Here is a 22,864-nt window from a genome sequence, read left to right on the forward strand (position 1 = left end):
ATGACCAGGCATAGGGTAGGCAAACGCAGGGAACGGAAAACCTGGGTAATCGGTAAAAGACGCTCACACGCCGGCCTCTGGATCAGCCTTTAGGCGGGGAGCAGCAGGCTGACCCGTAACCCGCCACCGGCTCGGTTCGACAGCATCAGCTCACCCCCATGGCTGGCTGCGATCCGCTGGGCAATGCTCAGCCCTAGCCCATATCCCCCGGATGCCTGGCTACGCGACCCCTCACCGCGCACGAACGGGTCGGTAATGGTCGGCAGCAGCGCTGGCGAAATCCCTGGCCCGCGGTCGTCGATGTGGATGAAAACCCCTGTGGTGGTTCGCTCCAGCGTGACAGAAACATCCTTGGCATAACGCAACGCATTGACCAACAAGTTCTGCAGGCAGCGCTGCAGCAGCAGGGCATCACCCCGCAGGCTGTTCACCCGGCCGTGCACGGGCAGGGGTTCCTGGTCAGTCGCCAGGTCCGCACACTGGCGCGTCACCAGCCGGTCCAGATCCACCTGCTGCAAGTTCTGCTGCTCTCCGGCACGCAGGTAATCCAGAACCTGACCGATCATATCGTCCATCTGCGTGATGTTCTGCCGCAGGCGCTGGCGGTGTTCGTCATCGGGTAAGCCTTCCAGTCGCAGGCGCATGCGAGTCAGTGGGGTGCGCAGGTCGTGAGACACGGCGGCCAGGAAGTAGGCCTTGTCGTTGACCATGGCAATCAGCCGCTGCTGCATGGCGTTAAACGCCTGCGCCGCCTGGCGCACTTCCTCCGGGCCATCCAGTGCCAGGGGAGGCTGTTCGAGGTTACTGCCCAGGCCGCGTGCAGCATCGGCCAGGCGCCGCAACGGGCGCAGGCACAGGCGCACGGCAACCAGGCACACCAGCAATACGGCGACGATACGCAGCGCATACACCCGCAGCAGATAATCGCTGATCAGCAACCACGCCGACTCGCCGCTCCAGCCATGCAGTTCCTGGCCCGCAATGGTCAGCCAGTGCCCATCGGCCAGCGGCACCGCGAACTGGATATGCGCCTGGGCCGTGCGCAGGCCGAACAGGCTGCGCCAGACGATCGGTTGGCCCAGTTCGTCGGTGAGTTGCACGTTCATCAGGCGCACGTCCTGGGCATGCCCCAGTTCGTACTTCAGGGCCTGCTGCAGCAACAGCTCGACCCGCCTGCGCCCAGGGCGCTCGTCATGCTCTTGCGCAGGCAGGCTTTCGACGCAGCGAAGCTGGTAGTGGGCTGGCGCCTGCAATGTACCGCCCTGACAGTCGGCTTGGGCAATCAGGGCGGCGCTGCGTGCAGCAACCAGTCGCACGGGCACCTCTAGCGCCTGGGCGAAACGCACATCGAACCAGATGCTGCTCGACATCAACTGGATCACCAGCGTGCCACTGACCATGATCAGCAGCAGCTGACCAAACAAGGTGCGTGGCCACAGCCGGTGAAACCAGCGCATGTCAGGCACCGGCCGCGAGGGTGGCGATACTCAGCAGGTAGCCTTCGTTGCGGATGGTCAGGATTTGCGCGGCCCCCGCCGGCGCCCGGCGCAGCTGCTGGCGCAGGCGGCTGACGCACATGTCCACCGAGCGGTCGTCGGGCAGGTGGTCGCGGCCGAACGCGCTACGGGTCAGTTGGTCACGGGAGACCACACGGTTGTTGGCTTCCAGCAGTTCGCGCAGCACGCGGTAGTCGGAGCGCGGCAGGGTCAGGGTCTCGCCATCCGGGCCGGCGAGCACGCGCTTGGCGTGTTCCAGGCGAAAGCCTGCGAACAGCTGGGCCTCCACCACGGGTTCTTCGGCACAGGTGCCCAGGCGTTGCGGACGACGTAGTACGGCTTTGATCCGGGCGATCAGTTCGCGTGGTTCGAAGGGCTTGGCCAGATAGTCGTCGGCGCCCACTTCCAGGCCGATGATGCGGTCCAGCGTGCTGCCCTTGGCTGACAGCATGATCACCGCCACCCCGGGGGTGGCCTGCAGCTGCCTGCACAGGCTAAGGCCATCTTCACCCGGCAGCATCAGGTCGAGCACCACCAGTTCCACTTTGTGCTGGGCCAGCTGGTCGCGCATCTGTTCACCGTCGGCTGCGGACAGCACGTTGTAGCCGGCATCGGTCAGGTAATCAGAAAGAAGTTCACGGATCTCGTCGTCATCATCGACAACCAGCAGGGTCGTGCTCATGCAGAAAAACACCTGTTAGGTGAGGGCCGGTGGCGCTCGTTACGTTCAATTACATCCCCGTACATGTCGGGTCTGGAGCCCGGAGGGCTGATCCCTAGAATCCTAACAAAAAATCATCTGCAAATACGAAGCCTTCCCAAATGAATCCCAAGAGCATCCCGACAGCGTTCACTCCCTCCAGTCAAAGTGGCAGTCGCCTCAAGCCGCTGGCCTTCTGCGTTGCCGTCGCCATCAGCGGTGGGGCAATGGCTGCCGACGGCAAGCCCCTTGTACTGGAGGCCACGCAGATCGAAGACAGCGCATTGATGCCTGCCGACGACGCCGGCCAGTTGGGCTACACGGTCGAGAGCACCCGTAGCTCCACAGGCCTGGCACTGACGCCACGGCAGACACCGCAATCGGTTACCACCATCACCCGCCAGCAGATGGATGACCGCGATATCCACACTATCGAGCAGGCACTGGAAACCGCCCCAGGTGTAACGGCCAACAAGTCCGAGGTGGGTGGGCGCACCGACTACCGCGCGCGTGGTTACTCGATCAGCAACTGGAAGGTCGATGGCCTGCAGACCCAGGGCGGCTCCGATTTCAGTGGCAGCGGTAATGCGCTGAACATGGACCTGTATGAACGCATCGACATCGTGCGCGGCGCCAACGGCCTGCTGGGCGGCACCGGCGACCCCTCGGCCACCGTCAACCTGATCCGCAAGGCACCGACCAAAACCTTCGGCGGCAGCGCCTATGCCACCTACGGCAGCTGGGACAAGCGTCGTCTGGGTGCTGACTTGAACCTGCCGCTATCCGAAGATGGCCGCCTGCGCTCGCGTTTCGTGATGACCCAGCAGGATGCCAACTCCTTCCGTGACAACCAGTCAGAGCGCTTGCGCGCCGCGTTGGCCAATTTCGAGTTCGACCTGGACGACGCCACTACCCTGGGCGCCGGTTACCAGTATGAATACAGCAAGGTCGTGGGCGGCGGCTGGGGGGCGAATATCCCGATCTGGTACCGCGATGGCAGCAAGACCGACTTGCCGCGCAGCACCAACGTGGTGCCCAGCTGGAGCTTTGGCGAATACACCACCCGCACTGCGTTCGGCTCGCTAGAGCACCGCTTCGACAACGACTGGACCCTGGACCTGAAAGCCGCCCAGGCCACCACCGAAGCCCTGAACCACCGGGGCCTTGCCAAGGTGAACTCGGCAGGACGCGGCAGCTACGGTGGCTATTGGGACCAGGACGGCAGCGGCGCCGTACTGAACGGCTTGCACAGCTCCAGCGACACCACTCAGCAGTCGGCGCAGATCGACCTGTCTGGCCCGTTCCAGCTGCTCGGCCGCACCCACCAGGCCATGGTCGGCTACAACGACAGCCGCACCGTCGGCTGGTCACCCCAGTACACCTGCACCATGGTCGGTGACAGCATGACCAGCGCGCCTGCACTGGGCTGCCAGTTCCGCGCCAACAACGGCTTTCCAGTGACCGACTGGCACAATGGCGTGGATGACGACTATGACCTCGTCGCCTCGCGCACCGGCCTTCACAGCAAGACCACCACCCGCCTGCAGGGCATGTACGCCGCCACCCGCCTGAGCATTACCGACCCGTTGTCGGTGATCGTTGGCGTGCGCACCAGCAACTATTCTTCGGTCACCCGCAGCGTGGCCGGCGAGCGCACCAGCCAGGAAGAAAACGGCATCGTCACCCCCTACCTGGGCGCGGTTTATGACCTCAGCGACAACTACTCGGTGTATGCCAGCTACACCGATATCTTCACGCCGCAAACCTCTGAAACCAGCAGCGGCAGCAAGGTCGAGCCGATTCGTGGGCAAAGCTACGAAACAGGTATCAAGGGTGAGTGGTTCGATGGTCGCCTGAACGCCTCGGCGGCCTACTTTCGCACCAAGCAGGAAAACAAGGCCGTGCTGGACGGCGACCTGACCACCCCGACCGGCGACAGCGCCTACAAGGCCGGTTCCGGGCAGGAAACCGACGGTATCGATCTGGAAGCCGCAGGCGCCCTGACCCCGAACTGGAACGTCTACGCCGGTTACACCTACCTGCACTTGCGCCGCGTCGACAGCGACGGCCGCAGCGACCCGTCGCACCTGTTCAAGGCCTCCACCACGTACCGCCTGAGCGGCCCGCTCGACCGCCTGACACTGGGTGCCGGCGTGACTGCGCAGACCAACATCCGCGCCATCTCCAGCCCGGCTGGCCAGCCCACCAACGGTGTGAGTAATGGTGCCACCGACGTGAACTGGTCCGGGTATGCCATCTGGAATGCCATGGCCAAGTACCAGCTGACCGACGACACCAGCGTCAGCCTCAACGCCAACAACCTGTTCGACAAACACTACTACACCCAATACGGGTTCTATGCCGGGGCCATCTACGGCGACCCGCGTAATCTGTCGCTGACGGTAAGCACCGCGTTCTGATCAAGCCCAGCTTGCCCTGGATCAATCGGCTTCTCCAACGGGCTCTCAAAGCTGTTGCAATCCTCGCCCAGCCCGTCGTATGACGGGCATCAATCCATTGGCGATCGCCAGGTCACCGTGCATCGCCACCCAGATATCTGGTTGGCAGATATATGGATCCGAGATTTTTTCCACCCAATGTGGGTGCCCCGGGACAACACAATACGGGTCATAATGAAAGCGGCGGTTACCAGGGCGATTGAAGCCCACGGCCAGTGGAAAGCGCCCCTTAGCCTGTGGCTGACGACCTTTGACAGGGCGACGTTGCGGTTTGAATCTTTTGAACAATTGAGGCAGACGTGGGCCACTGTGTCTGGCTGGAATGTTGATCGCATCCCCCACTCAAGACTCAGGCCCGCCAGCCGCAAAGGGCCGCTTGATATCTACGTGTTCGATATCAAGAAAAACGAATGCCGCCTGATCGCGTGGCTCAATGCGCGAACGGGCACTCTCTACATCAAGGCCATTCTGTCGCACGCCGAGTACGACAAATGGTGCAGAAGCGATATCAGGTAGCAACCTGGGCCGCGCCCTATTTCAATTCGACAGGTGACAACATGAAGCGGGATAACGTCGAAGCCAATGGACTAGATGCCTTCATCGCTAATATTTCACCCATGCTCGATGGCCTGAACACTCAGATGGCAACCATGGCCCAGCTTCTGGCCGCCTGCCATGACCCCATCAAGGACGATGCCGAGCTTGAGGCACGCATGGCATTGATCGACGAGCTCTACTCCCACGCGGACAGCGAAGGCCACGCTGCGGCACGTTTTGCGGAGATGGTAGCGGACCGCGTCTACGCGTATGAAAGTGACTCTGTATTGGTGCCGTTCGCGAGCCAGGCCGAAGCGTTGGCCTTTCTGCTAGCGGACAGGGGCGTGAAGCAGAAGGACCTGTCGGCGATAGCGACCAAGAGCGCGGTATCCGAGATTCTGAACAACAAGCGGAAGATGACGGTTGCGCAGATAAAGGGCTTTGCTGAGTTTTTCAGCGTACCGGTTGAGTTCTTCATGCATGGGGTGGTTTGACTGAGAAGAAAGGGTGGTGCCGCTCAGTAAAAGCCAAAACATGCTGTTCACTGCTGCCTTACAACATCATCCGCCGGGAGGCCAGCCAAGCCGCAATCGCCTTTGGTCGAACACCATCGGACATAAGCTCAAACCCGCCTTCCAGTACATCGCTATCGGCTACGGGCAGGAGGTTGGCTGAGTTACGGGGAGGTGTTGCGGGGATGTTTCTGGATCACCGCCCAAGCCCAGGAAGGCCTGGGACGGTGAAGATTTTTCAAAACCCGGTATCCGGTGGAGCGCAAGGCTGCTCCGCTTAAGTGAACAGCATTACGCCCATAGGGCGGCGTTTTCATTGCTCAGGCAATGATCACTTCTGCTTCACGCCTTCGACGCTGATGTCCAGGTCGAGGGTCTGCGAGGTTGGGCCTGGGCCCTTGATGCCGAAGTCGTTCAGGTTCAGCGTGGTGGTGGCGTTGAAGCCAGCACGCTCACCGCCCCACGGGTCCTTGCCTTCACCGTTGAAGGTGGCCTTGAAGGTCACCGGCTTGGTCACACCGTGCAGTGTCAGGTCACCGGTCACGTCTGCGGTTTTTTCGCCGGTGGACTTGACGGCGGTGGAAACGAATTTGGCTTCTGGGTACTTCTTCACATCCAGGAAGTCAGCGCTGGCGATGTGCTTGTCACGCTCGGCGTGATTCGACCACAGGCTGGCGGTTTTCAGGTCGACGCTGATCTTGCTGGCTTCAGGCTTCTCGCTATCCCACGTGAAGTTACCGTCGAAGTCCTTGAAGGTACCGTGAATGAAGCTGTAGCCCAGGTGGCTGATTTTCCAGTCGACGAACGCGTGCTGGCCTTCCTTGTCGATCTTGTACTCGGCGGCCATGGCCTGACCAGCACTGAGCAGAGCGGTACCGAGCGCCAAAGCGGCAAAAGTCTTTTTCAACATCCTTTAAGTTCCTTGCAATTGAGGTTGAGAGTCAAGCTTTGCGGCCCAGCATGCGAACCAGGGTCGCGTCACGGTCAATGTAATGGTGCTTCAGGGCAGCCACGGCATGCAGCGCGGCGAAAATCACCAGGCCCCACGCCAGCCACAGATGAACCACGCCAGCCAGGTCTGCCTGGTCAGGCAGGTCACTGACAAGGGCAGGTACTTCAAACAAGCCAAACACTGGAATACCGACACCATCGGCGGTCGAGATCAGGTAGCCGGCGATCATCACCGCGAACAGGCCCACGTACAGCGCCAAATGCCCCAACTTGGCAGCCAGCCGGGTGAATGCACCGTGGCTGGCAGGCGCCGGCGGCGGTGGGCTGATGAAGCGCCACAGCACACGCATGAGCATGACGGCCATGAGCACCAGGCCGATGCTCTTGTGCAAGTCCGGGCCAGCCTTGCGCCAAGGGCTGTAATAATCGAGACCGACCATCCACAGACCAAGACCGAACAGGCCAAAGACCACCAGCGCAACGCCCCAGTGCAAGAGAATGCTGACAACGCCATAGCGAGAAGGTGAATTGCGCAGTTGCATGATGCCGTGTTTCCCCGTGGAAGCTGTGCACAGACTAACGCGTAACGTATCGAATAAAAGCACAAAAAATTGCTTTGGATTATCGATAAATCCGATGGTAATTGTCCGAGTCGGCTATTAAGGAAACATTAACGATAGTGGGTAATGCCAAGTTGTCAGCCCTGGCCCTGACATCCGCTTGGCGGTGACAGGGCCAGGTGATCGCCTCTCAGCCAGCCTTGGCCTGGGCCGGTTCTGGAGCTGGAGCTGGAGAAGCCTTGGCTTCAGGCTTGTCGGCGCTGCCGAACCACCGCGAGAAGAAACCAGGCTTGTCCACCTTCGCCTCCTCGGCCTTCACCGGTTCTGCTTTGGCGGGTGCCTTCTCGGCGTCGTCCGCCTTGTCGGATGAACCACCGAACAGGTTGGAGAAGAACCCAACGTTGTCCTGCCTTGCCGCCCCTGTCGCCGCCACAGGGGCAGCTTTGGCGGGGTCGAACGACTTGCCGGCCAGCAGGTCCTGCACTTGGCTGGCGGCACGCTGGCCACTGCGCAGGGCACCTTCAAGGGTGCCTGGGTACAGCGCGTCGGTATGCTCACCGGCAAACGCAATGCGTTGCACCGGGCGCTCCCACAGGCGCCAGTACTTGCTGATCTGCCCTGGGCCATAGGCCAGGTAAGCACCGCCGGTGCCAGCATCGGCGCTGTAGCGCTTGACCTCATAACCGGTGAACGCACCACGGGCCTTTGGATAGAAGGCATGCAGGCGGATCAATACCTGGTCGACCATCTGTTTGTCGCCGAACGCCTGCAACAGACGGGCGTTGTCACCCGACAGGTTGATCACCACGTTGGCGCCGCCTTTGAGTGCTGGCTCGATCCACAGCATGCCAAGGCCTGCGTTGCTGAAGATTTCGCCAGACATGCGAGCGCGGCTTTCCCAGACCGGCTGCTTGAATTTGAGCAGCAACTGATCGCGCCAACCATAGTTGGTGCCCCTTAGCGCCGCGATGTGCTGGGTGTCCAGGGCTGGAGTGATCTGGATCTTGGCCAGGGCACGCAGCGGCACCGCCATGACCACATAATCGGCCTGATAGCTGGCGCTGCCGACCTTGACGGTGACCCCGCCGCTGTCCTGAACGATGGAGGTGACCGGCGAGCTGGTCTTGATGGTTTTCAGCTGCTTGACGAAAGCCTGGGCCAGCACCGGGCTGCCGCCAGGCAAGCGTGCGGCACGCAGGTCACGGTCGCTGACGCCGCGGTAGACACGGCTCTGCTGGGCGAAGTACAGCAGTGAGAGACGCGATGGTTCGTCATAGCGGGTACGGATCTGCTGGTTGATCAGCTGCCGTGCAGTGCTGGGCAACTGCAGCTTGTTGAGCCAGGTGGAAACGTTCATCTGGTCGAGGGCGAACAGCGTACTGGTGGCCTGCGGTTTGAGCGGGTCATCGATCGAACGGGCCAGGTCATCGAGGGTCTTCTCGTAGCGCTTGAGCGCTTCGGCGGTAGCTGGCTGGCGGGTAGTCAGGTCGCTGGCGCTGAAGTACTCCCCGTCGATCAGATACCCCGGAGTACGGACGAACTCGGGCGCGGGCAGTGTCTCGAGCTTGAAACGCTCAAGGTACTGGTTGAGCACCGGCTGAGCCTTGCTGTTGCCGACCCACTCACTGGTGGCCAGGCCCGAGCGGCCGCCCATGCCGGCCTTGGCTTCCAGCAAGGTTACCTGCCAACCCTTGTTCTGCAGCTCGTAGGCCGCAGTCAGGCCTGCCAGGCCGCCACCCACCACGATTGCCGAAGGTGTCTTGTCCTTGGCCAGCGCGGCGCCGCTGGACACACCGATCAATACCAACGCGCACAGGCGCACCCAAGCAGCAGCCATGATGGCGAACTCCGAGTTGACGTTACAGAAATGGGAAGAGGCAAATGCCCCGAGATGATGCGTTAAGAATACGTCAGGTATGGCGACCCTGCCACCACAGCGCCATCAAGTGCCTTTGGCAACTGGCATTTTTGTCAGTAGACAGGCCTGCTGCCCTTGCGCAACGCTGGTCTGGGTAGCCAGAAAAACCGACAAAAGGAACTGCGCATGATCTACGAGGAGCACTTTGCCCAGGTCAAAAGGCAGCTCCTGTGGCACAAACAAACGTTACAGACGCCATCAGGCTTGCGCATCCGCAGCAATGGCACTTCCTGGGCCGGTGTTCACGAAGCGTGCAAAGGTGAGGACGGCACCGAACTGGTGATAGGCGAGCAGTGTGAGGTGGAAATCAGCTTCAGCCAGGAGGTCGAGAGCCTTCGCCTGGAATGCTATGTCGTCAGCGACCAGCACTTCGAAGATGTAACGATGCTCCTGGATACAGAGAACTTGGATTGGGGCGTGTTTGCCCCGCCCCCGCACAACTTCTATTGGCTGACGCTTTCAGGCAGCGGCTATACCGAGTTCATGCCTGGGCATTTCTCCACTCAACCTTGCTATCAGCACCTCCCCGGGCCCTTTCGCTGCCTGACCATCTCCACCTCCAGAGCCGGCACCGTGCATATCCGCAAGTTCGAATGGACCCACACCAGTCGCCATTGACCCGCAGCGGTTGTCCTGCCTCCTGGCATTGCTTAGGCTTACGCGGTCAAACATGCCGTAACGCCAGGAGAAGTGCCAATGGGCCTCAATGATCAATGGATGCAGCGTGACCTGAAGGTCTTGTGGCACCCCTGCACCCAGATGAAAGACCACGAGCAGTTGCCGCTGATCCCGATCAAGCGCGGGGAAGGCGTGTGGCTCGAGGACTTCGAAGGCAAACGCTACCTGGATGCGGTGAGCAGTTGGTGGGTGAATGTGTTTGGCCACGCCAACCCGCGCATCAATCAGCGCATCAAGGACCAGGTCGATCAACTCGAGCATGTGATCCTGGCAGGTTTCAGCCACCAGCCGGTGATCGAACTGTCCGAGCGCCTGGTGGCGATGACGCCTGCCGGCCTGGACCGGGTGTTCTATGCCGACAATGGCTCGTCGTGCATCGAAGTGGCGCTGAAAATGAGCTTCCATTATTGGCAGAACATCGGCAAACCGGCGAAAAAGCGCTTCGTCACCCTGACCAACAGCTACCACGGCGAGACCATCGCTGCGATGTCGGTGGGCGATGTACCGCTGTTCACCGAAACCTACAAAGCGCTGCTGCTCGATACCATCAAGGTACCCAGCCCGGATTGCTACCTGCGCCCCGAAGGCATGGGATGGGAAGAGCACTCGCGCAACATGTTCAGCGCCATGGAACAGACGCTGGCCGAACACCACGAAACGATCTCGGCGGTCATCATCGAGCCGCTGATCCAGGGTGCAGGCGGCATGCGCATGTACCACCCGGTCTACCTCAAGCTGCTGCGCGAGGCGTGCGACCGCTATGGCGTGCACTTGATCCACGACGAGATTGCCGTGGGCTTTGGGCGCACCGGCACGATGTTCGCTTGTGAGCAGGCTGGCATCCGCCCTGATTTCCTGTGCCTGTCCAAGGCGCTGACCGGTGGCTACCTGCCGCTGGCCGCGTGCCTGACCACCGACACGGTGTACCAGGCGTTCTACGACGACTACCCGACCCTGCGCGCATTCCTGCATTCGCACAGCTACACCGGCAACCCGCTGGCCTGCGCCGCGGCCCTGGCGACCCTGGACATCTTCGAACAGGACAACGTCATCGAGGCCAACAAGGCGTTGTCCTCACGCATGGCCAGTGCCACTGCGCACCTGGCCGATCATGCCCATGTTGCCGAAATCCGCCAGACCGGCATGGCCCTGGCGATCGAAATGGTCCAGGAGAAGGCGGGCAAGGTCGCCTACCCGTGGCAGGAGCGCCGTGGCCTGAAAGTGTTCGAGCATGCCCTGACCCGCGGCGCCCTGCTGCGCCCGCTGGGCAGCGTGGTGTACTTCCTGCCGCCGTACGTGATCACGCCCGAGCAGATCGACTTCCTTGCCGAGGTGGCCAGTGAAGGCATCGATATCGCCACGCGAGAAAGCGTCAGCGTGGCAGTGCCAGCGAACTTCCACCCCGATTTCCGCGATCCGGGCTAACCGACCAGCAATCGCACTGCCATGCAGGTGGGCCTTGTGTCGCGCCTGCAAGGCCGATGTCCAACCTTCTTCCTGAGCAAAACCATGAGACTGTCCCGTTTCTTCATCGACGCCCCCCTGAGCCTCGGCGAGCACGACCTGCCCGAAGCCCAGGCCCACTATATCGGCCGCGTACTGCGCATGGCCCCCGGCGACGCCGTGCAATTGTTCGATGGCAGCGGCCAGGAATACCTGGGCCAATTGCTCGAAGTGGGCAAGAAGAGCGTGCGCGTGAGCCTCGACCAGGCCGTCGCCGGCCAGGCCGAGTCGCCCTTGCACATACACCTGGGCCAGGGGCTTTCCCGCGGCGAGCGCATGGACTGGGCGATCCAGAAGGCCACTGAACTGGGCGCCAATGAAATCACCCCGATCGTCAGCGAACGCTGTGAAGTGCGCCTCAAAGACGAGCGCGCCGACAAGCGCCTCGCCCACTGGCGCCAGGTGGCGATCAGCGCCTGCGAACAATGCGGCCGCTCGACCTTGCCGATCATCCATGCGCCCGTGACCTTGGGAGACTGGATCAAGGGCAGCGATGCTGACCTGAAACTGGTCTTGCACCCTGTCGCTGAGCCGTTGACCAGTCATGACAAACCGGCACGCCTGGCGTTTCTGATCGGCCCCGAGGGTGGTTTGAGCGAAGCGGAAGTCGACCAGGCAAAGGGCGCGGGCTTCCACGCTGCCCGCCTCGGCCCGCGGGTGCTGCGCACCGAAACAGCACCGGTGGTGGCCCTGTCGGTGGCGCAACAGCTGTGGGGCGACTTCTAACGCACGTAGAAGGACACTGCCACGAAGTGCATCAGGCTGCCAGCGATCACGAACAGGTGCCAGATGCCATGCCAGTGTCGGAATCGGCTGTCGAAGGCGAAGAAGATGATGCCCACGGTATAAAACACACCGCCCGCCGCCAGCCAGGCAAAGCCGGCGGTGCCCAGGCTTTGCAGCAGCGGGTTGACCGCCACCAGCACGATCCAGCCCATCACTGCATAGATGATGATGGACAGGACCCGAGCCTCTGAGCGTGGCTTGATTTCCTGCAGCATGCCGATCACCGCCAGCCCCCAGACCACTCCGAACAGGCTCCAGCCCCAGGGCCCGCGCAGGCTCACCAGGCAGAACGGTGTGTAGCTGCCGGCGATGAGCAGGTAGATGGACAGGTGATCGAGCTTGCGCATGATCACCTTGGCCCGCCCGCGGGTGCTGTGGTAGAGGGTGGAGATGCTGTAGAGCAGCAGCAGTGTGCCGCCGTAGATCGAGAAGCTGACGATCTTCCAAGGATCGCCCTGCAGCCCTGCGCTGACGATCAGCCAGATGGCGCCAGTGCAGGCCAGCACGGCACCGACCAAATGGGTCCAAGCGTTGAAGCGTTCACCGTAATACATGCAAAAACAGACCTCCCAAACGTCTGCAAGTTGCGTCGAGCGGCAAGCTGCAAGCTGCAAGCTGCAAGCAAGAGCAAGAGCAAGAGCAAGAGCAAGAGCAAGAGCAAGAGCAAGAGCGATACTCTCCCACTCAACGCGATCAGCTTGAAGCTTGAAGCTTGCCGCTTGCAGCTGCTGTCATGGCAGGTGCGCGTCACGCACGAGCCTTTCCAGCCCAACCAGGTCAGGCACCCGTGCCACCTGCTCGCCCACCTGCACCGCCGCCAACTCCAGGCTGGCCAACGCCACATCCACATAATTCAGCTGGCTGTCGAGCTTGCACGAGCGTGGGATGTCCTGCAGCAACACCGCCAGATATCGCAGGCCGGTATCGCCCAAAGCGTTCAGCACCACGATACGCGCCCGCTCGCCACACGGGGTTTCACCACCGCACGCTGCCTCGAAGCCGATCAGCGGCAGGTGCTGCTGGCGCCAGTCGATCCACCCCAGGTGCCAGGACGGTTGGGCACGCTGGCACACCAGGTTGCGCTGGCCGATAAGCTCGGCCACAGCCACATTGGGCAACACCAGGGTTCGGTCGCCCAACGGCAACAACAGGCCGGTCAGGCTGCTGCGCTGGCCTGCGATCAACTCAAGCATGGGTTTGGCTCCAATGGGCGATACTCTGCAGCAGCACCGACTCCTGATACGGCTTGCCCAGGTAGTCGTTGACACCGATGGCCATGGCCCGGTCGCGGTGCTTCTGCCCGGTGCGTGAGGTGATCATGATGATCGGCAGGTCCTTCAGGCGCTCATCGCGACGAATGCGGGTGGCCACTTCAAAGCCATCCATGCGCGGCATCTCGATATCCAGCAGCAACACATCCGGGCGGTGCTCTTCCAGCAGTGCCATGGCATCCACACCGTCCTTGGCCGTCAGCACGCTCATGCCATGGCGCTCCAGCAGGCGGCTGGTCACCTTGCGCACGGTCACCGAATCATCCACCACCATCACCAGCAATGCCCGCCGCGGCGCCGGGCCGAACAGCGTGCGCTGCACCCCGCTACCACCCGGCAGCCGCGCCAGGCGGCGCTGCTGGCCGCGCAACTGGCCAAGCAGATCAAGAATCAGCACCACCCGACCATCACCGAGCAAGGTCGCGCCGGACAACCCTGGCACGGCGGCGAACTGCGGGCCCAAGCTCTTCACCACGATCTCGCGGCTCGGCGACAGGCTGTCGACCTGGATCGCGAACGACTGTTGCTGGGAATGCACCAGCAACACCGGCAATGGCACGCTCTGGCCCAGAAGGCTCGGCCGCGGCAGGCCTTGCAGCAGCTCGCCCAGGTAACGCAAATCGTATTCATGGCCAGCATAGGCGTAGCGCGGCACATCCCGCTGGTAACAGATAGCCAGCTCGGCCGGCGGCACCCGCACGATGCCTTCGATGGTATTGAGCGGGATGGCGTACTGCTCCTCACCCAGGTGAACCATCACGGCACGGTTGATCGACACCGTGAACGGCAGGCGAATCAGAAAGCGTGCGCCCTTGCCCTGCGCCGACTCGATACTCATCGAGCCGCCCAGTTGCTTGACCTCTTCGTGCACCACGTCCATGCCCAGGCCACGCCCGGAGATCTGGGTGATCTTCTCTGCGGTGGAAAACCCCGGGCGCAAAATGAATTGCAGGATCTCGTGGTCACTCAGGTGGGCCTGGGGGTCCAGCAGGCCACGCTTGATCGCCTTGCGCCGCACCGCATCCAGCGGCACGCCGGCGCCGTCGTCGGTCATCTCGATGACGATATCGGCCCCCTCATGGAGCAAATTGAGATGGATGGTGCCTTGCTCAGGTTTACCGGCAGCCAGGCGCGCTTCCCGGGTCTCGAGGCCATGATCCACAGCATTGCGCAGCATGTGCTCCAAGGGCGCGACCATACGTTCCAGAACACTGCGATCAAGCTCGCCTTCGGCGTTGCCGACCACCAGTTCCACCTGCTTGCCCAACTCGCTGGCCACTTGGCGCACCACCCGTTGCAAGCGCGGCACCAGGCGTTCGAATGGCACCATCAACGTCGCGGTAAGGCCTTCCTGCAACTGGCTGTTCACCCTCGCCTGCTGCTGCAGCAGGGCCTGCGCCTCCTGCGCGCGCTGGGCCAGCGTCTCTTTCAGGTCAAGCAGGTCAGAGGCCGATTCGAACAATGCCCGTGATAATTGTTGCAGTTGGGAATGGCGGTCCATTTCCAGCGGGTCGAAATCCTCGTAGGCGTCACCTTCGAACGGCTGACGGCTGCTGATCCGACCTTGGGTTTCCATGTCCAGGCGCAGCAACTGGTCGCGCATGCGCTCCAGCGTGGTTTCCATCTCGCTCAAGGCGAATTGGGCGTCATTGACCTGTTGCTCGATACGCCCACGGATCACCGAGTGCTCACCTGCCAGATTGCCCAGGTCATCGAGCAGTTCGGCATCCACCTTGACCAGGTCACCGGGGGGCCGCTCGGGCGAAGCGGCAGGTGCGTCGGCAGGTGCTGCCCCGGCCGGGGCCTGCCCGGCAACGCTGTCGGTCAGGGCGGCGCTGCTGAAGTTGCGGATGTAGTCGATCAACGCAGTCGCCGCATGCAGCGGCTGCCCCAGGCGCACCGCGTCGAGCATGTGCGCCAGGCGGTCATGGCAGTTCTGCAACAGGGCGAACAACGGGGCACCCGGTGGCAAGCGCCCGGCAGCCAGCAGTTCGTACAGGAATTCCAGTTCGTGGGCCAGGTCACCGATAGCGGCGATTTCCACCATGCGCGCCCCGCCCTTGAGCGTGTGCAAATCACGCAGCAGGTTGTCCACCTCGGTGCTGTTGCGCGGGTCGGCCTGCCAACGCGCAAGCGCGGCGGCGGCGCTTTCAACAATGTCGGAGCTTTCTTCGAGGAAGACTTCAAGCAGCTCCTTGTCGCCCGGGTTTTCCGCCTCCTCAGCCGGCGCCGGGGGGCCATCGAGGCGTGTGACCGAGCCTGGTGCCACCAGGCCAGTGGCCTCGGGCGCCAGGGCGTCGTCCAGCAAGCTCCGCAAACCCTCGACGCAGGCTGGGCGGGCGGTCGGCTCCTGGCCGGCAGCGACTTCGTCGAGCATGTCGAGCAGCGCCTCGTGCGCCTGCCGTGCCAGGACAAAAAAGCGGTCATCGGCGGCCAGGCTGCCCTCTTCCACCGCGCCGTACAGGTCCAGCAGCGCTTCACAGACATCGTCCATCTGCCACAGGTCGGCCAGGTGTGCACCGTGGCAGAGGGTGGTCAGCCCGTCGAGCAAGCTGTCCAGCGACTGGCGTTGGTCGGGCTGCTCCTGCCAGCGCGCCAACAGGGCCTCGGCATCCAGCAGGATGTCCATCGACTGGGCGAGGAAGCTGGCGATCAACTGCGGGTCACGCTTGCCCCGCCGTCCATGCGGCGGCTCTTCATGCAAGCTGGCCAAGCGCATGTCCACAGCTTCACCGACCTGTTCGATCAGTTGCGCCGCGCCGCCAATGGGTGCCAGCGGAGTGCTGGTCAATTGCGCCAGGCCCAGCTGGAACAAGCCGCGTGCCTCTTCAAGCCATTGGCGTTCTGCCGCTTGCAAGGGCAGGTGGTGCCCCCGGTACTCGCGCACCAGCCGGTCGAGCGCGGTGGCGAGCTCGGCGATTGGCAATACGCCGGCCATCGCGGCGCTGCCCTTCAAGGTGTGCAAGGCGCGTTGCAAGGTGTCGCTGACCTCGGTGCCCTGACCGTCTGTGCCCTGCAGAAATGCCTCCAGGCTGGCCAGATGGCCCTGGGCTTCATTGCGGAAGATGTCCAGCAGCAGCGGATCGAGGCCATCGATTTCGGCACCCGCGGGCGAATCCCTCTCCGCCAGCGCATGCAGGTGGCTCGCCAACTGCTCGATCTCGGTCACCTGTGGCATCTGACCGGCAGCAAAGTCGGCCAGCAGGTCGGGCAAATGCACCACGACCTGCTGCAGCGCCACCACACCCTCGGGGGCCAGTGTCGTGCGCCCTTCGAGTACCCGGTTGAGCAGGTGCTCACCGCCCCAGGCCAATTCGGCGACCGCCTGAGCATGGACCATGCGGCCACTGCCTTTGAGCGTATGCAAGTCGCGGCGCACCTCCAGCAAGGCATCCCGCAGGCTGTTATCGGCGCGCCAGCGCAACCAATGCCGCTCGATCTGCGGCAGCAGCTCGCCGGCCTCTTCCAGGAAGACCTCGCGCAACTCGTCATCCACCCCGTCGGTACTGCCGTCCTGGGCCATGGCGCCTTCGCCGAGCGTGCACTGCACACCGAGCGCCGCCAGGCTGGCGCGCGCCCTGGCGAGGAAAGGCTGGGCATCGGCCAGAGGGTCGGCTACCCGCCATTGCAGGTAACACTCACTGGCGCTGAGGGCATCGGCCAGGTGGTCAAGCTCAACCGCCGGCGGCTCGACATCCAGGTGCTGCAACCAACCGTGCACATAACCCGCGCAACCAGCCAAGACTTCCGCCGCGTCCGGCAGCATCAGCATCGCCAACGCCCCTCGTACCTGCTGCAGCAACCCCGGCAATGGTTGCAGGCGCTGGCGCGGCCAACCGGATTCCAGACAATCGCCGATCAGGTCCTTGGCCTGCTGCAACACGTTCAGCGATTCGTTCAACACCAGCTGGCGAATCTCGGCCAGGTCCGAACCGGGCAAGCCGCCCTGCCCGCCCTCTTCCAGCGGGCCGACCATGCCATTGAGGCTCGCCTCCACATACAACAAGGCCCCCGCCACATCCATGAGTACCGCGTCATCCGCCGCGCGTTGGCCTTGAGCCAACGCCTGCAGGGTCATTACCTGATCGATGATGACCCGCCGAGGCTGCTGAAAGCCCAGCACCGCCAGGGTATCGGCCACATGACGCAAGGGCGCCAACAGGCTGTCCAGCTGTTCGCTGTGCTGACGGTCCCCGCGGACGAACTGGTCCAGGCGTTCCTTGATGCGCATCAGGTCGTCGCACAACGCGCTGATCACCGAACGCAGCGCGTCACGCCCAGGCCCTGCCTGAACCTGCTCCCGCCAATTGCCCAGCGACAGGTCGAGGTTGGCCAGGTCGTCCGAGCCGGCGAAGCGCTGCGCCGCTGCGCTGATCAGGCTGCCCTGGGCCAACGGTTCGACACCCCGGCAAGCCCGCAACTGGTTGAGCAGCGGCAGCATGACCAGAGGCAGGTCATGGCGCGCACCGCGCAGCCGCTCCAGGTACGAGGGCAGTTGCTCAAGGCCGCGGAACAGCGGGCCCAGGCAGTCGCCGCGGGGGCTCACCTGGCCCTCGGCAAAGGCCCTGGCCAGCAGCTCCAGCTCTTCGGCCAGGCGCGTGGCACCGCGCAGTTCGAGCATGCGCAGGCAACCGTGAACCTGGTGCAGGTTATCCACCACGAACGCCAGGATGGACACATCGCCGGTATCCCCGGCAAAGCGCTCAAGGGCCTGGCGCGCCTGCCCCAGGCAATCGAGGATGGACGCCTTGGTCCAGGCCAGAGCGACGGTATCATGGCGCTCGGGGCTTGTTGCTGCAGCCATCATGACTCCTCAGCGCCGCTCGGCGGGTGCCGGCAGGGTGAAACCGGACACGGAGCGGCGCATCTCGCTGGCCATCCGCGCCAGGTGGCGGATACTGTCGGCGGTGGCGCCGGAGCCCGCGGAGGTCTGCGCGGTAATCTGCTGGATGACCGACATGGTGTGGGAAATTTGCCCGGCCGACGAAGTCTGCAACTGGGCAGCGTCGGAGATGCTGTGGATAAGTTCGGCCAGGGTCTGCGACACCCCCTCGATTTCGGCCAGCGCCACCCCGGCGTCCTGCGCCAGGCGTGCGCCGCGCACGACCTCGGCGGTGGTCTGCTCCATGGAGATCACGGCCTCGTTGGTATCGGCCTGAATGGTGCGTACCAGTGCCTCGATCTGCCGCGTCGCCGAAGATGAACGCTCAGCCAGACGCTGAACTTCATCGGCCACCACGGCAAAGCCACGACCGGCCTCTCCCGCCAACGAAGCCTGGATGGCGGCATTGAGCGCGAGAATGTTGGTCTGGTCGGCAATGTCGTCGATCAGGCTGACGATGTCGCCGATTTCCTGGGAAGACTCACCCAGGCGCTTGATCCGCTTGGCGGTGTCCTGGATCTGCTCGCGGATGTTGTCCATGCCATTGATGGTGTTGTGCACCACTTCGTTGCCTTTGTTGGCGATCGCCACCGAACGCTCGGCTACCTTGGCCGACTCGTAGGCATGCGCGGAAACCCGGTCGATCGATTCGACCATGTCGCCCACCGCCTCGGACGCCTCACTGATTTGCTCGGCCTGATGCTCGGAGGCCTTGGCCAACTGGCGGGCGGTGTTCTGCGTGTCTTGTACCGCCGCTGCCACCTGCTCGGCGCTGTGGTTGATGGTGGCTACCAAGTCGCGCAGCTGGTCAACGGAATAGTTGATCGAGTCGGCGATCGCGCCGGTGAAATCTTCGGTCACCGAGACCGTCACCGTCAGGTCGCCGTCGGCGAGTTCTTCTATTTCGTCGAGCAGGCGCATGATCGCCTGCTGGTTGCGCTCGTTCTTCTCGGCGGTTTCTTGCAACTGGCGGTGGGTAGTGCGGACCATCACCAGGCCGATCAGGATGATCGAGGCCAGCGCCAGCAGGCCCAGTACATACCCACCGACAGTATCGAGGGTGCGTCCGGCGGCCAGGTTTTCGAAGCCGTTGGCGAGGTGCGAGGCCTCGTCGAGCAGCGTTTGCGACAGGCTGAAGATGTTGCCGGCCGCTTCACGCACGCGGAACAGCTCTGGCGACGTTTCGAGGATTTCGTCGACGGATCCGGCGACGAACTGGAACAGCTCGGCGATTTCCGTCAGGCGCGCCCGTGCGTCGGCATCTTCGACGCGGGTCACCTGAATCGCCGGATTGCCCGCCAGCATGCCTTCGAGTACCTGACCAAAGCGGCTGGCATCGCGGCCGAAGGTATCGGCAGCCTGCGCCGCCGTATCGTCGCCCGCCAGCACGGTATTGACCGAACCCAGAATGCGCTCGGCGAGCAGCAGCTGGCGCTGGGCAACCACCACCTGGCTGGCCGGGGCGCCGCTCTGCAACAGAATCTCCACCACCTTCTCGTATTCGACCTGCAGTTGCGGCACGGTTTCGGCCAGGGTCGCCGCCACCTGGTGCAGCGAGAGTACGGTCTGCTCACTGGCAAGGATGGTATCGGTGTTCTTGCGCAGGTTTTCCCAGTCCTGAAGCACCGCCTCCATTTCATCCTTCACCTTGACCGGCGCGGCTGGCAGGCCGGTGGACGGGTCGCCCTCTCGCAGGTAGCTCCAGCGCCGCTCGAAGTCGTTGCGCGCATCCGACAGCAGCTTGAAGGCCAAAGCCTTGCCCGCTGCTGCCTCGGTGGCATTCTTGGCGATGCGTTGCGACAGCACGCGCAGCTCACCCGCATGGCCGATGTACTGCTTGTCGTGGTTGGACTGGGTGTTGAGGTAGGCGAAATTGGCGAACAGCAGAATGATCGACAGAATCAGCACCACGAACAGCACGGTGATCTGAACGATGCTGCGCGTGCGCGGTGTCATGCTGCTGGGGGCGACATTGGTGGCCGGCTTGTTCACGTTCGAATGTCCTATAGCGCCACGTCGAGAAAGCCCGGCGCCTGGGCCAGGGCGAAGGGGCTGAAGATGGCCCAGTTGCGCTCACGCGGGAAATGCCCCTGAACGAACCGTGCAGCGGCGCGGATCAGCGGCTGGGGGGGCGAAAGCTCCAAGGTATCCAGGGCAAAATGCTGCAAGCCGAGCACTTCGTCCACCAGCAGGCCGACGAACAGGTCTTCATGGTCCAGCACCAGCACCCGACGCTGCTTGCCCGGTGCCGCAGGGCCAAGGCCGAAAAAGCTGCTCAGGTCCATCACCGGCAACAACCTGCCGCGCAGGTTGGCTACCCCGCACACCCAAGGCTGTACGCCCGGCACCCGACTGCTGCGCGGCTCGCGCGTCACTTCGGCCACCTCGCCCATCGGCGCGACGAACCACTGCCCGGCAATGCGAAAACCGATACCGCTCCATTGCTGCAGGCGCATGTCCTGGGGCGGCTGGTCGGCCACCAGCAGGCGGCAGCGCCGGTCTATATCCAGCAACAGCTCGAAGGCGGTCAGCGACGCGCCTTGGGGGCGGGTGGTCAAGCGCCCAGCACTTCGTTGAGCTTGGCGATCAGGGCATGTTCTTCCACCGGCTTGGTGACGAAGCCGCGCGCGCCCTGGCGCTGCGCCCAGATACGGTCGGTTTCCTGGTCCTTGGTGGTAACGATGAGTACGGGAATGGCGCTGGTTTCCGGGTCCTTGGTCAATTGCCGGGTGGCCTGGAAGCCGTTCATGCCAGGCATGACGATGTCCATCAGTACCGCGTCGGGCTTTTCCTGGCGGGCCAGGGCCACAGCGTCAGCGCCGTTGTTGGCCTTGAGCACTTGGTGGCCATGCTTTTCCAGCCACTCGGTCAACCTGTACATCTCTGTCGGCGAATCGTCGACAATCAGAACTCGGGCCATGCTGTTTCCCCATCAGGAAAATAAAGGCCACACCGCCTCGGGCGTGGTCAGGGTGCGTGTTGTTCGTGCGCCGCGAACCCGGGCACGTGGGCCCTGATCGCGTCGAGCAGCTCTTCCTTGCTGAATGGCTTGGTCAGGAACTGGTCGGAGCCGACCACCCGCCCGCGCGCCTTGTCGAACAGGCCATCGCGCGACGACAGCAGGATCACCGGGATGTCCTTGAAGGCGCTGTTGTGCTTGATCACGGCGCAGGTCTGGTAGCCATCCAGGCGCGGCATGAGCACGTCGACGAAGATGATCTGCGGCTGGTGGTCGATGATCTTGGCCAGGGCATCGAAACCGTCGCTGGCGGTGATCACCTCGCAGCCTGCTTCACCGAGCAACATCTGCGCGGTGCGGCGGATCGTGCGTGAATCGTCGATCACCATCACCTTCAGGGGTTGTTCCATAGATGCCTACCAGAAGAAATTGAGCTGCAAGGTGCAAGCGTCAAGCGGCAAGAAAAGCTGCACCGGCACAAGGCCAGGTTTTTCTTGAGGCTTGTAGCTTAAGGCTTGCAGCTCATTTTTAGCACACTCCGGGTGGCCATTCCATCCACCGCACCCCTTGACCCGCGGCGTTGGCGGCGCCACCCTGAGCCACTTTTCTTTCGATTCGTCGCGGCTACCGGCCGCCAAGAGGAACCACCCCCATGAGCGTTCGCCTCGGCATTGTCATGGACCCAATCGCGTCCATCTCCTACAAGAAGGACAGCTCGCTGGCCATGCTGCTGGCCGCCCAGGCCCGTGGCTGGAGCCTGTTCTACATGGAACAGCGCGACCTGTACCAGGCCGAAGGCAAGGCCCGCGCGCGGATGCGCCCACTCACCGTGTTCGCCGACCCTGAGCGCTGGTTCGAGCTGGACGAGGAGCAGGACAGCCCGCTGGCCGAACTGGACGTGATCCTGATGCGCAAGGACCCGCCGTTCGACATGGAATTCGTCTACAGCACCTACCTGCTGGAGCAGGCCGAAGCCGAAGGCGTGCTGGTGGTCAACCGCCCGCAGAGCCTGCGCGACTGTAACGAAAAACTGTTCGCCACCCTGTTCCCGCAGTGCACGCCGCCGACCCTGGTCAGCCGCCGCCCGGACATCATTCGGGCCTTCGCCGCCCAGCATGGCGATGTGATTCTCAAGCCCCTGGACGGCATGGGTGGCACCTCGATCTTCCGCCACCGGGCGGGTGACCCCAACCTGTCGGTCATTCTCGAAACCCTGACGGCGCTCGGCGCCCAGCAAATCATGGCCCAGGCCTACCTGCCGGCCATCAAGGACGGCGACAAGCGGATCCTGATGATCGACGGCGAACCGGTCGACTACTGCCTGGCGCGCATCCCGGCCAGCGGTGAGACGCGCGGTAACCTGGCCGCTGGCGGGCGTGGCGAAGCACGCCCGCTGAGCGAACGTGACCGCTGGATTGCCGCCCAGGTCGGCCCGACCCTGCGTGCGAAAGGCCTGCTGTTCGTCGGCCTTGACGTGATCGGCGACTACCTCACCGAGATCAACGTCACCAGCCCGACCTGCATCCGCGAGATCGACGCGGCCTACAACACCGACATCGGTGGCAAGCTGATGGATGCCATTGATCGCCAGTTGAAGGCGCGCTGACCGCCGACGCGGAGCAAAAGCGCAGAGTGGGGTATGATGCGCAGCC

19 protein-coding genes and 1 pseudogene are annotated in these 22,864 nt (G+C 63.1%); 8 read left to right on the forward strand and 12 right to left on the reverse strand.

What is annotated here, in order from left to right:
• Positions 1-89: 89 nt before the first annotated feature.
• Positions 90-1,457 carry an ATP-binding protein gene (locus tag JNA92_RS07220; RefSeq protein WP_241804055.1) on the reverse strand — a complete coding sequence of 456 codons (1,368 nt, stop codon included), beginning with the start codon at positions 1,455-1,457 and terminating at the stop codon, positions 90-92.
• Position 1,458: 1 nt separating this feature from the next.
• A complete protein-coding gene (locus tag JNA92_RS07225; RefSeq protein WP_241804056.1) occupies positions 1,459-2,178 on the reverse strand; it encodes a response regulator in 720 nt (239 codons plus the stop codon).
• Between the two features lie 140 nt (positions 2,179-2,318).
• Here JNA92_RS07225 and JNA92_RS07230 point away from each other — a divergent pair, with 140 nt between their 5' ends.
• The 4 genes and pseudogenes from JNA92_RS07230 to JNA92_RS07245 all read left to right on the forward strand — a co-directional run.
• Positions 2,319-4,616, forward strand: coding sequence for a TonB-dependent siderophore receptor (locus JNA92_RS07230; protein WP_241804057.1), 2,298 nt, complete (start codon positions 2,319-2,321; stop codon positions 4,614-4,616).
• Between the two features lie 213 nt (positions 4,617-4,829).
• Complete coding sequence (locus JNA92_RS07235; protein ID WP_241804058.1) at positions 4,830-5,171, forward strand: type II toxin-antitoxin system HigB family toxin; 342 nt, start codon at positions 4,830-4,832, stop codon at positions 5,169-5,171.
• Between the two features lie 41 nt (positions 5,172-5,212).
• The gene (locus JNA92_RS07240; protein ID WP_241804059.1) at positions 5,213-5,686 is read left to right on the forward strand and encodes a helix-turn-helix domain-containing protein; all 474 of its coding nucleotides are present in this window, start codon (positions 5,213-5,215) and stop codon (positions 5,684-5,686) included.
• Positions 5,687-5,736: 50 nt separating this feature from the next.
• Positions 5,737-5,989 (forward strand): annotated as a pseudogene (locus tag JNA92_RS07245) (IS4 family transposase); the annotation flags it as partial.
• Positions 5,990-6,035: 46 nt separating this feature from the next.
• On the opposite strand, the gene JNA92_RS07250 reads toward JNA92_RS07245, so the two are convergent.
• The 3 genes from JNA92_RS07250 to JNA92_RS07260 all read right to left on the reverse strand — a co-directional run bounded on the left by JNA92_RS07250 (position 6,036) and on the right by JNA92_RS07260 (position 9,052).
• Positions 6,036-6,614 (reverse strand): YceI family protein, encoded by a 579-nt coding sequence (locus tag JNA92_RS07250; protein ID WP_241804060.1) that lies wholly within the window; start codon positions 6,612-6,614, stop codon positions 6,036-6,038.
• A 31-nt stretch (positions 6,615-6,645) separates the two neighbouring features.
• On the reverse strand, positions 6,646-7,197 hold the full coding sequence (locus JNA92_RS07255; RefSeq protein WP_241804061.1) for a cytochrome b: 552 nt from the start codon (positions 7,195-7,197) through the stop codon (positions 6,646-6,648).
• 208 nt (positions 7,198-7,405) lie between these two features.
• Positions 7,406-9,052: a flavin monoamine oxidase family protein gene (locus JNA92_RS07260; RefSeq protein WP_241804062.1), complete on the reverse strand. Its 1,647-nt coding sequence runs from the start codon at positions 9,050-9,052 to the stop codon at positions 7,406-7,408.
• 207 nt (positions 9,053-9,259) lie between these two features.
• Here JNA92_RS07260 and JNA92_RS07265 point away from each other — a divergent pair, with 207 nt between their 5' ends.
• The 3 genes from JNA92_RS07265 (at position 9,260) to JNA92_RS07275 (ending at position 12,040) form a co-directional block, all read left to right on the forward strand.
• Positions 9,260-9,751 (forward strand): hypothetical protein, encoded by a 492-nt coding sequence (locus JNA92_RS07265; protein WP_241804063.1) that lies wholly within the window; start codon positions 9,260-9,262, stop codon positions 9,749-9,751.
• A 78-nt stretch (positions 9,752-9,829) separates the two neighbouring features.
• Complete coding sequence (locus tag JNA92_RS07270) at positions 9,830-11,236, forward strand: adenosylmethionine--8-amino-7-oxononanoate transaminase (protein ID WP_241804064.1); 1,407 nt, start codon at positions 9,830-9,832, stop codon at positions 11,234-11,236.
• 84 nt (positions 11,237-11,320) lie between these two features.
• Positions 11,321-12,040, forward strand: coding sequence for a 16S rRNA (uracil(1498)-N(3))-methyltransferase (locus JNA92_RS07275; protein WP_241804065.1), 720 nt, complete (start codon positions 11,321-11,323; stop codon positions 12,038-12,040).
• Here the strand turns inward: JNA92_RS07275 and trhA are convergent.
• The 7 genes from trhA to JNA92_RS07310 all read right to left on the reverse strand — a co-directional run bounded on the left by trhA (position 12,037) and on the right by JNA92_RS07310 (position 21,622).
• Complete coding sequence (gene trhA / locus JNA92_RS07280) at positions 12,037-12,654, reverse strand: PAQR family membrane homeostasis protein TrhA (RefSeq protein ID WP_241804066.1); 618 nt, start codon at positions 12,652-12,654, stop codon at positions 12,037-12,039. The two genes, JNA92_RS07275 and trhA, sit on opposite strands and share 4 nt — an antisense overlap.
• A gap of 177 nt (positions 12,655-12,831) precedes the next feature.
• Positions 12,832-13,293, reverse strand: coding sequence for a chemotaxis protein CheW (locus tag JNA92_RS07285; protein ID WP_241804067.1), 462 nt, complete (start codon positions 13,291-13,293; stop codon positions 12,832-12,834).
• Complete coding sequence (locus JNA92_RS07290; protein ID WP_241804068.1) at positions 13,286-18,175, reverse strand: hybrid sensor histidine kinase/response regulator; 4,890 nt, start codon at positions 18,173-18,175, stop codon at positions 13,286-13,288. The genes JNA92_RS07285 and JNA92_RS07290 overlap by 8 nt, the downstream gene beginning before the upstream one ends.
• A gap of 9 nt (positions 18,176-18,184) precedes the next feature.
• Complete coding sequence (locus tag JNA92_RS07295; RefSeq protein WP_241804126.1) at positions 18,185-20,209, reverse strand: methyl-accepting chemotaxis protein; 2,025 nt, start codon at positions 20,207-20,209, stop codon at positions 18,185-18,187.
• Positions 20,210-20,256: 47 nt separating this feature from the next.
• Positions 20,257-20,811: a chemotaxis protein CheW gene (locus JNA92_RS07300; RefSeq protein ID WP_241804069.1), complete on the reverse strand. Its 555-nt coding sequence runs from the start codon at positions 20,809-20,811 to the stop codon at positions 20,257-20,259.
• Positions 20,808-21,173, reverse strand: coding sequence for a twitching motility response regulator PilH (pilH, locus tag JNA92_RS07305; RefSeq protein WP_241804070.1), 366 nt, complete (start codon positions 21,171-21,173; stop codon positions 20,808-20,810). The genes JNA92_RS07300 and pilH overlap by 4 nt, the downstream gene beginning before the upstream one ends.
• A gap of 47 nt (positions 21,174-21,220) precedes the next feature.
• Positions 21,221-21,622 carry a response regulator gene (locus tag JNA92_RS07310; protein ID WP_241804071.1) on the reverse strand — a complete coding sequence of 134 codons (402 nt, stop codon included), beginning with the start codon at positions 21,620-21,622 and terminating at the stop codon, positions 21,221-21,223.
• A 242-nt stretch (positions 21,623-21,864) separates the two neighbouring features.
• Between JNA92_RS07310 and gshB the strand changes: the two genes are divergently transcribed.
• On the forward strand, positions 21,865-22,818 hold the full coding sequence (gene gshB, locus JNA92_RS07315; RefSeq protein ID WP_241804072.1) for a glutathione synthase: 954 nt from the start codon (positions 21,865-21,867) through the stop codon (positions 22,816-22,818).
• Positions 22,819-22,864 lie beyond the last annotated feature (46 nt).

This window comes from Pseudomonas putida (assembly GCF_022627325.1).
Taxonomy (GTDB): Bacteria; Pseudomonadota; Gammaproteobacteria; order Pseudomonadales; family Pseudomonadaceae; genus Aquipseudomonas; species Aquipseudomonas putida_X.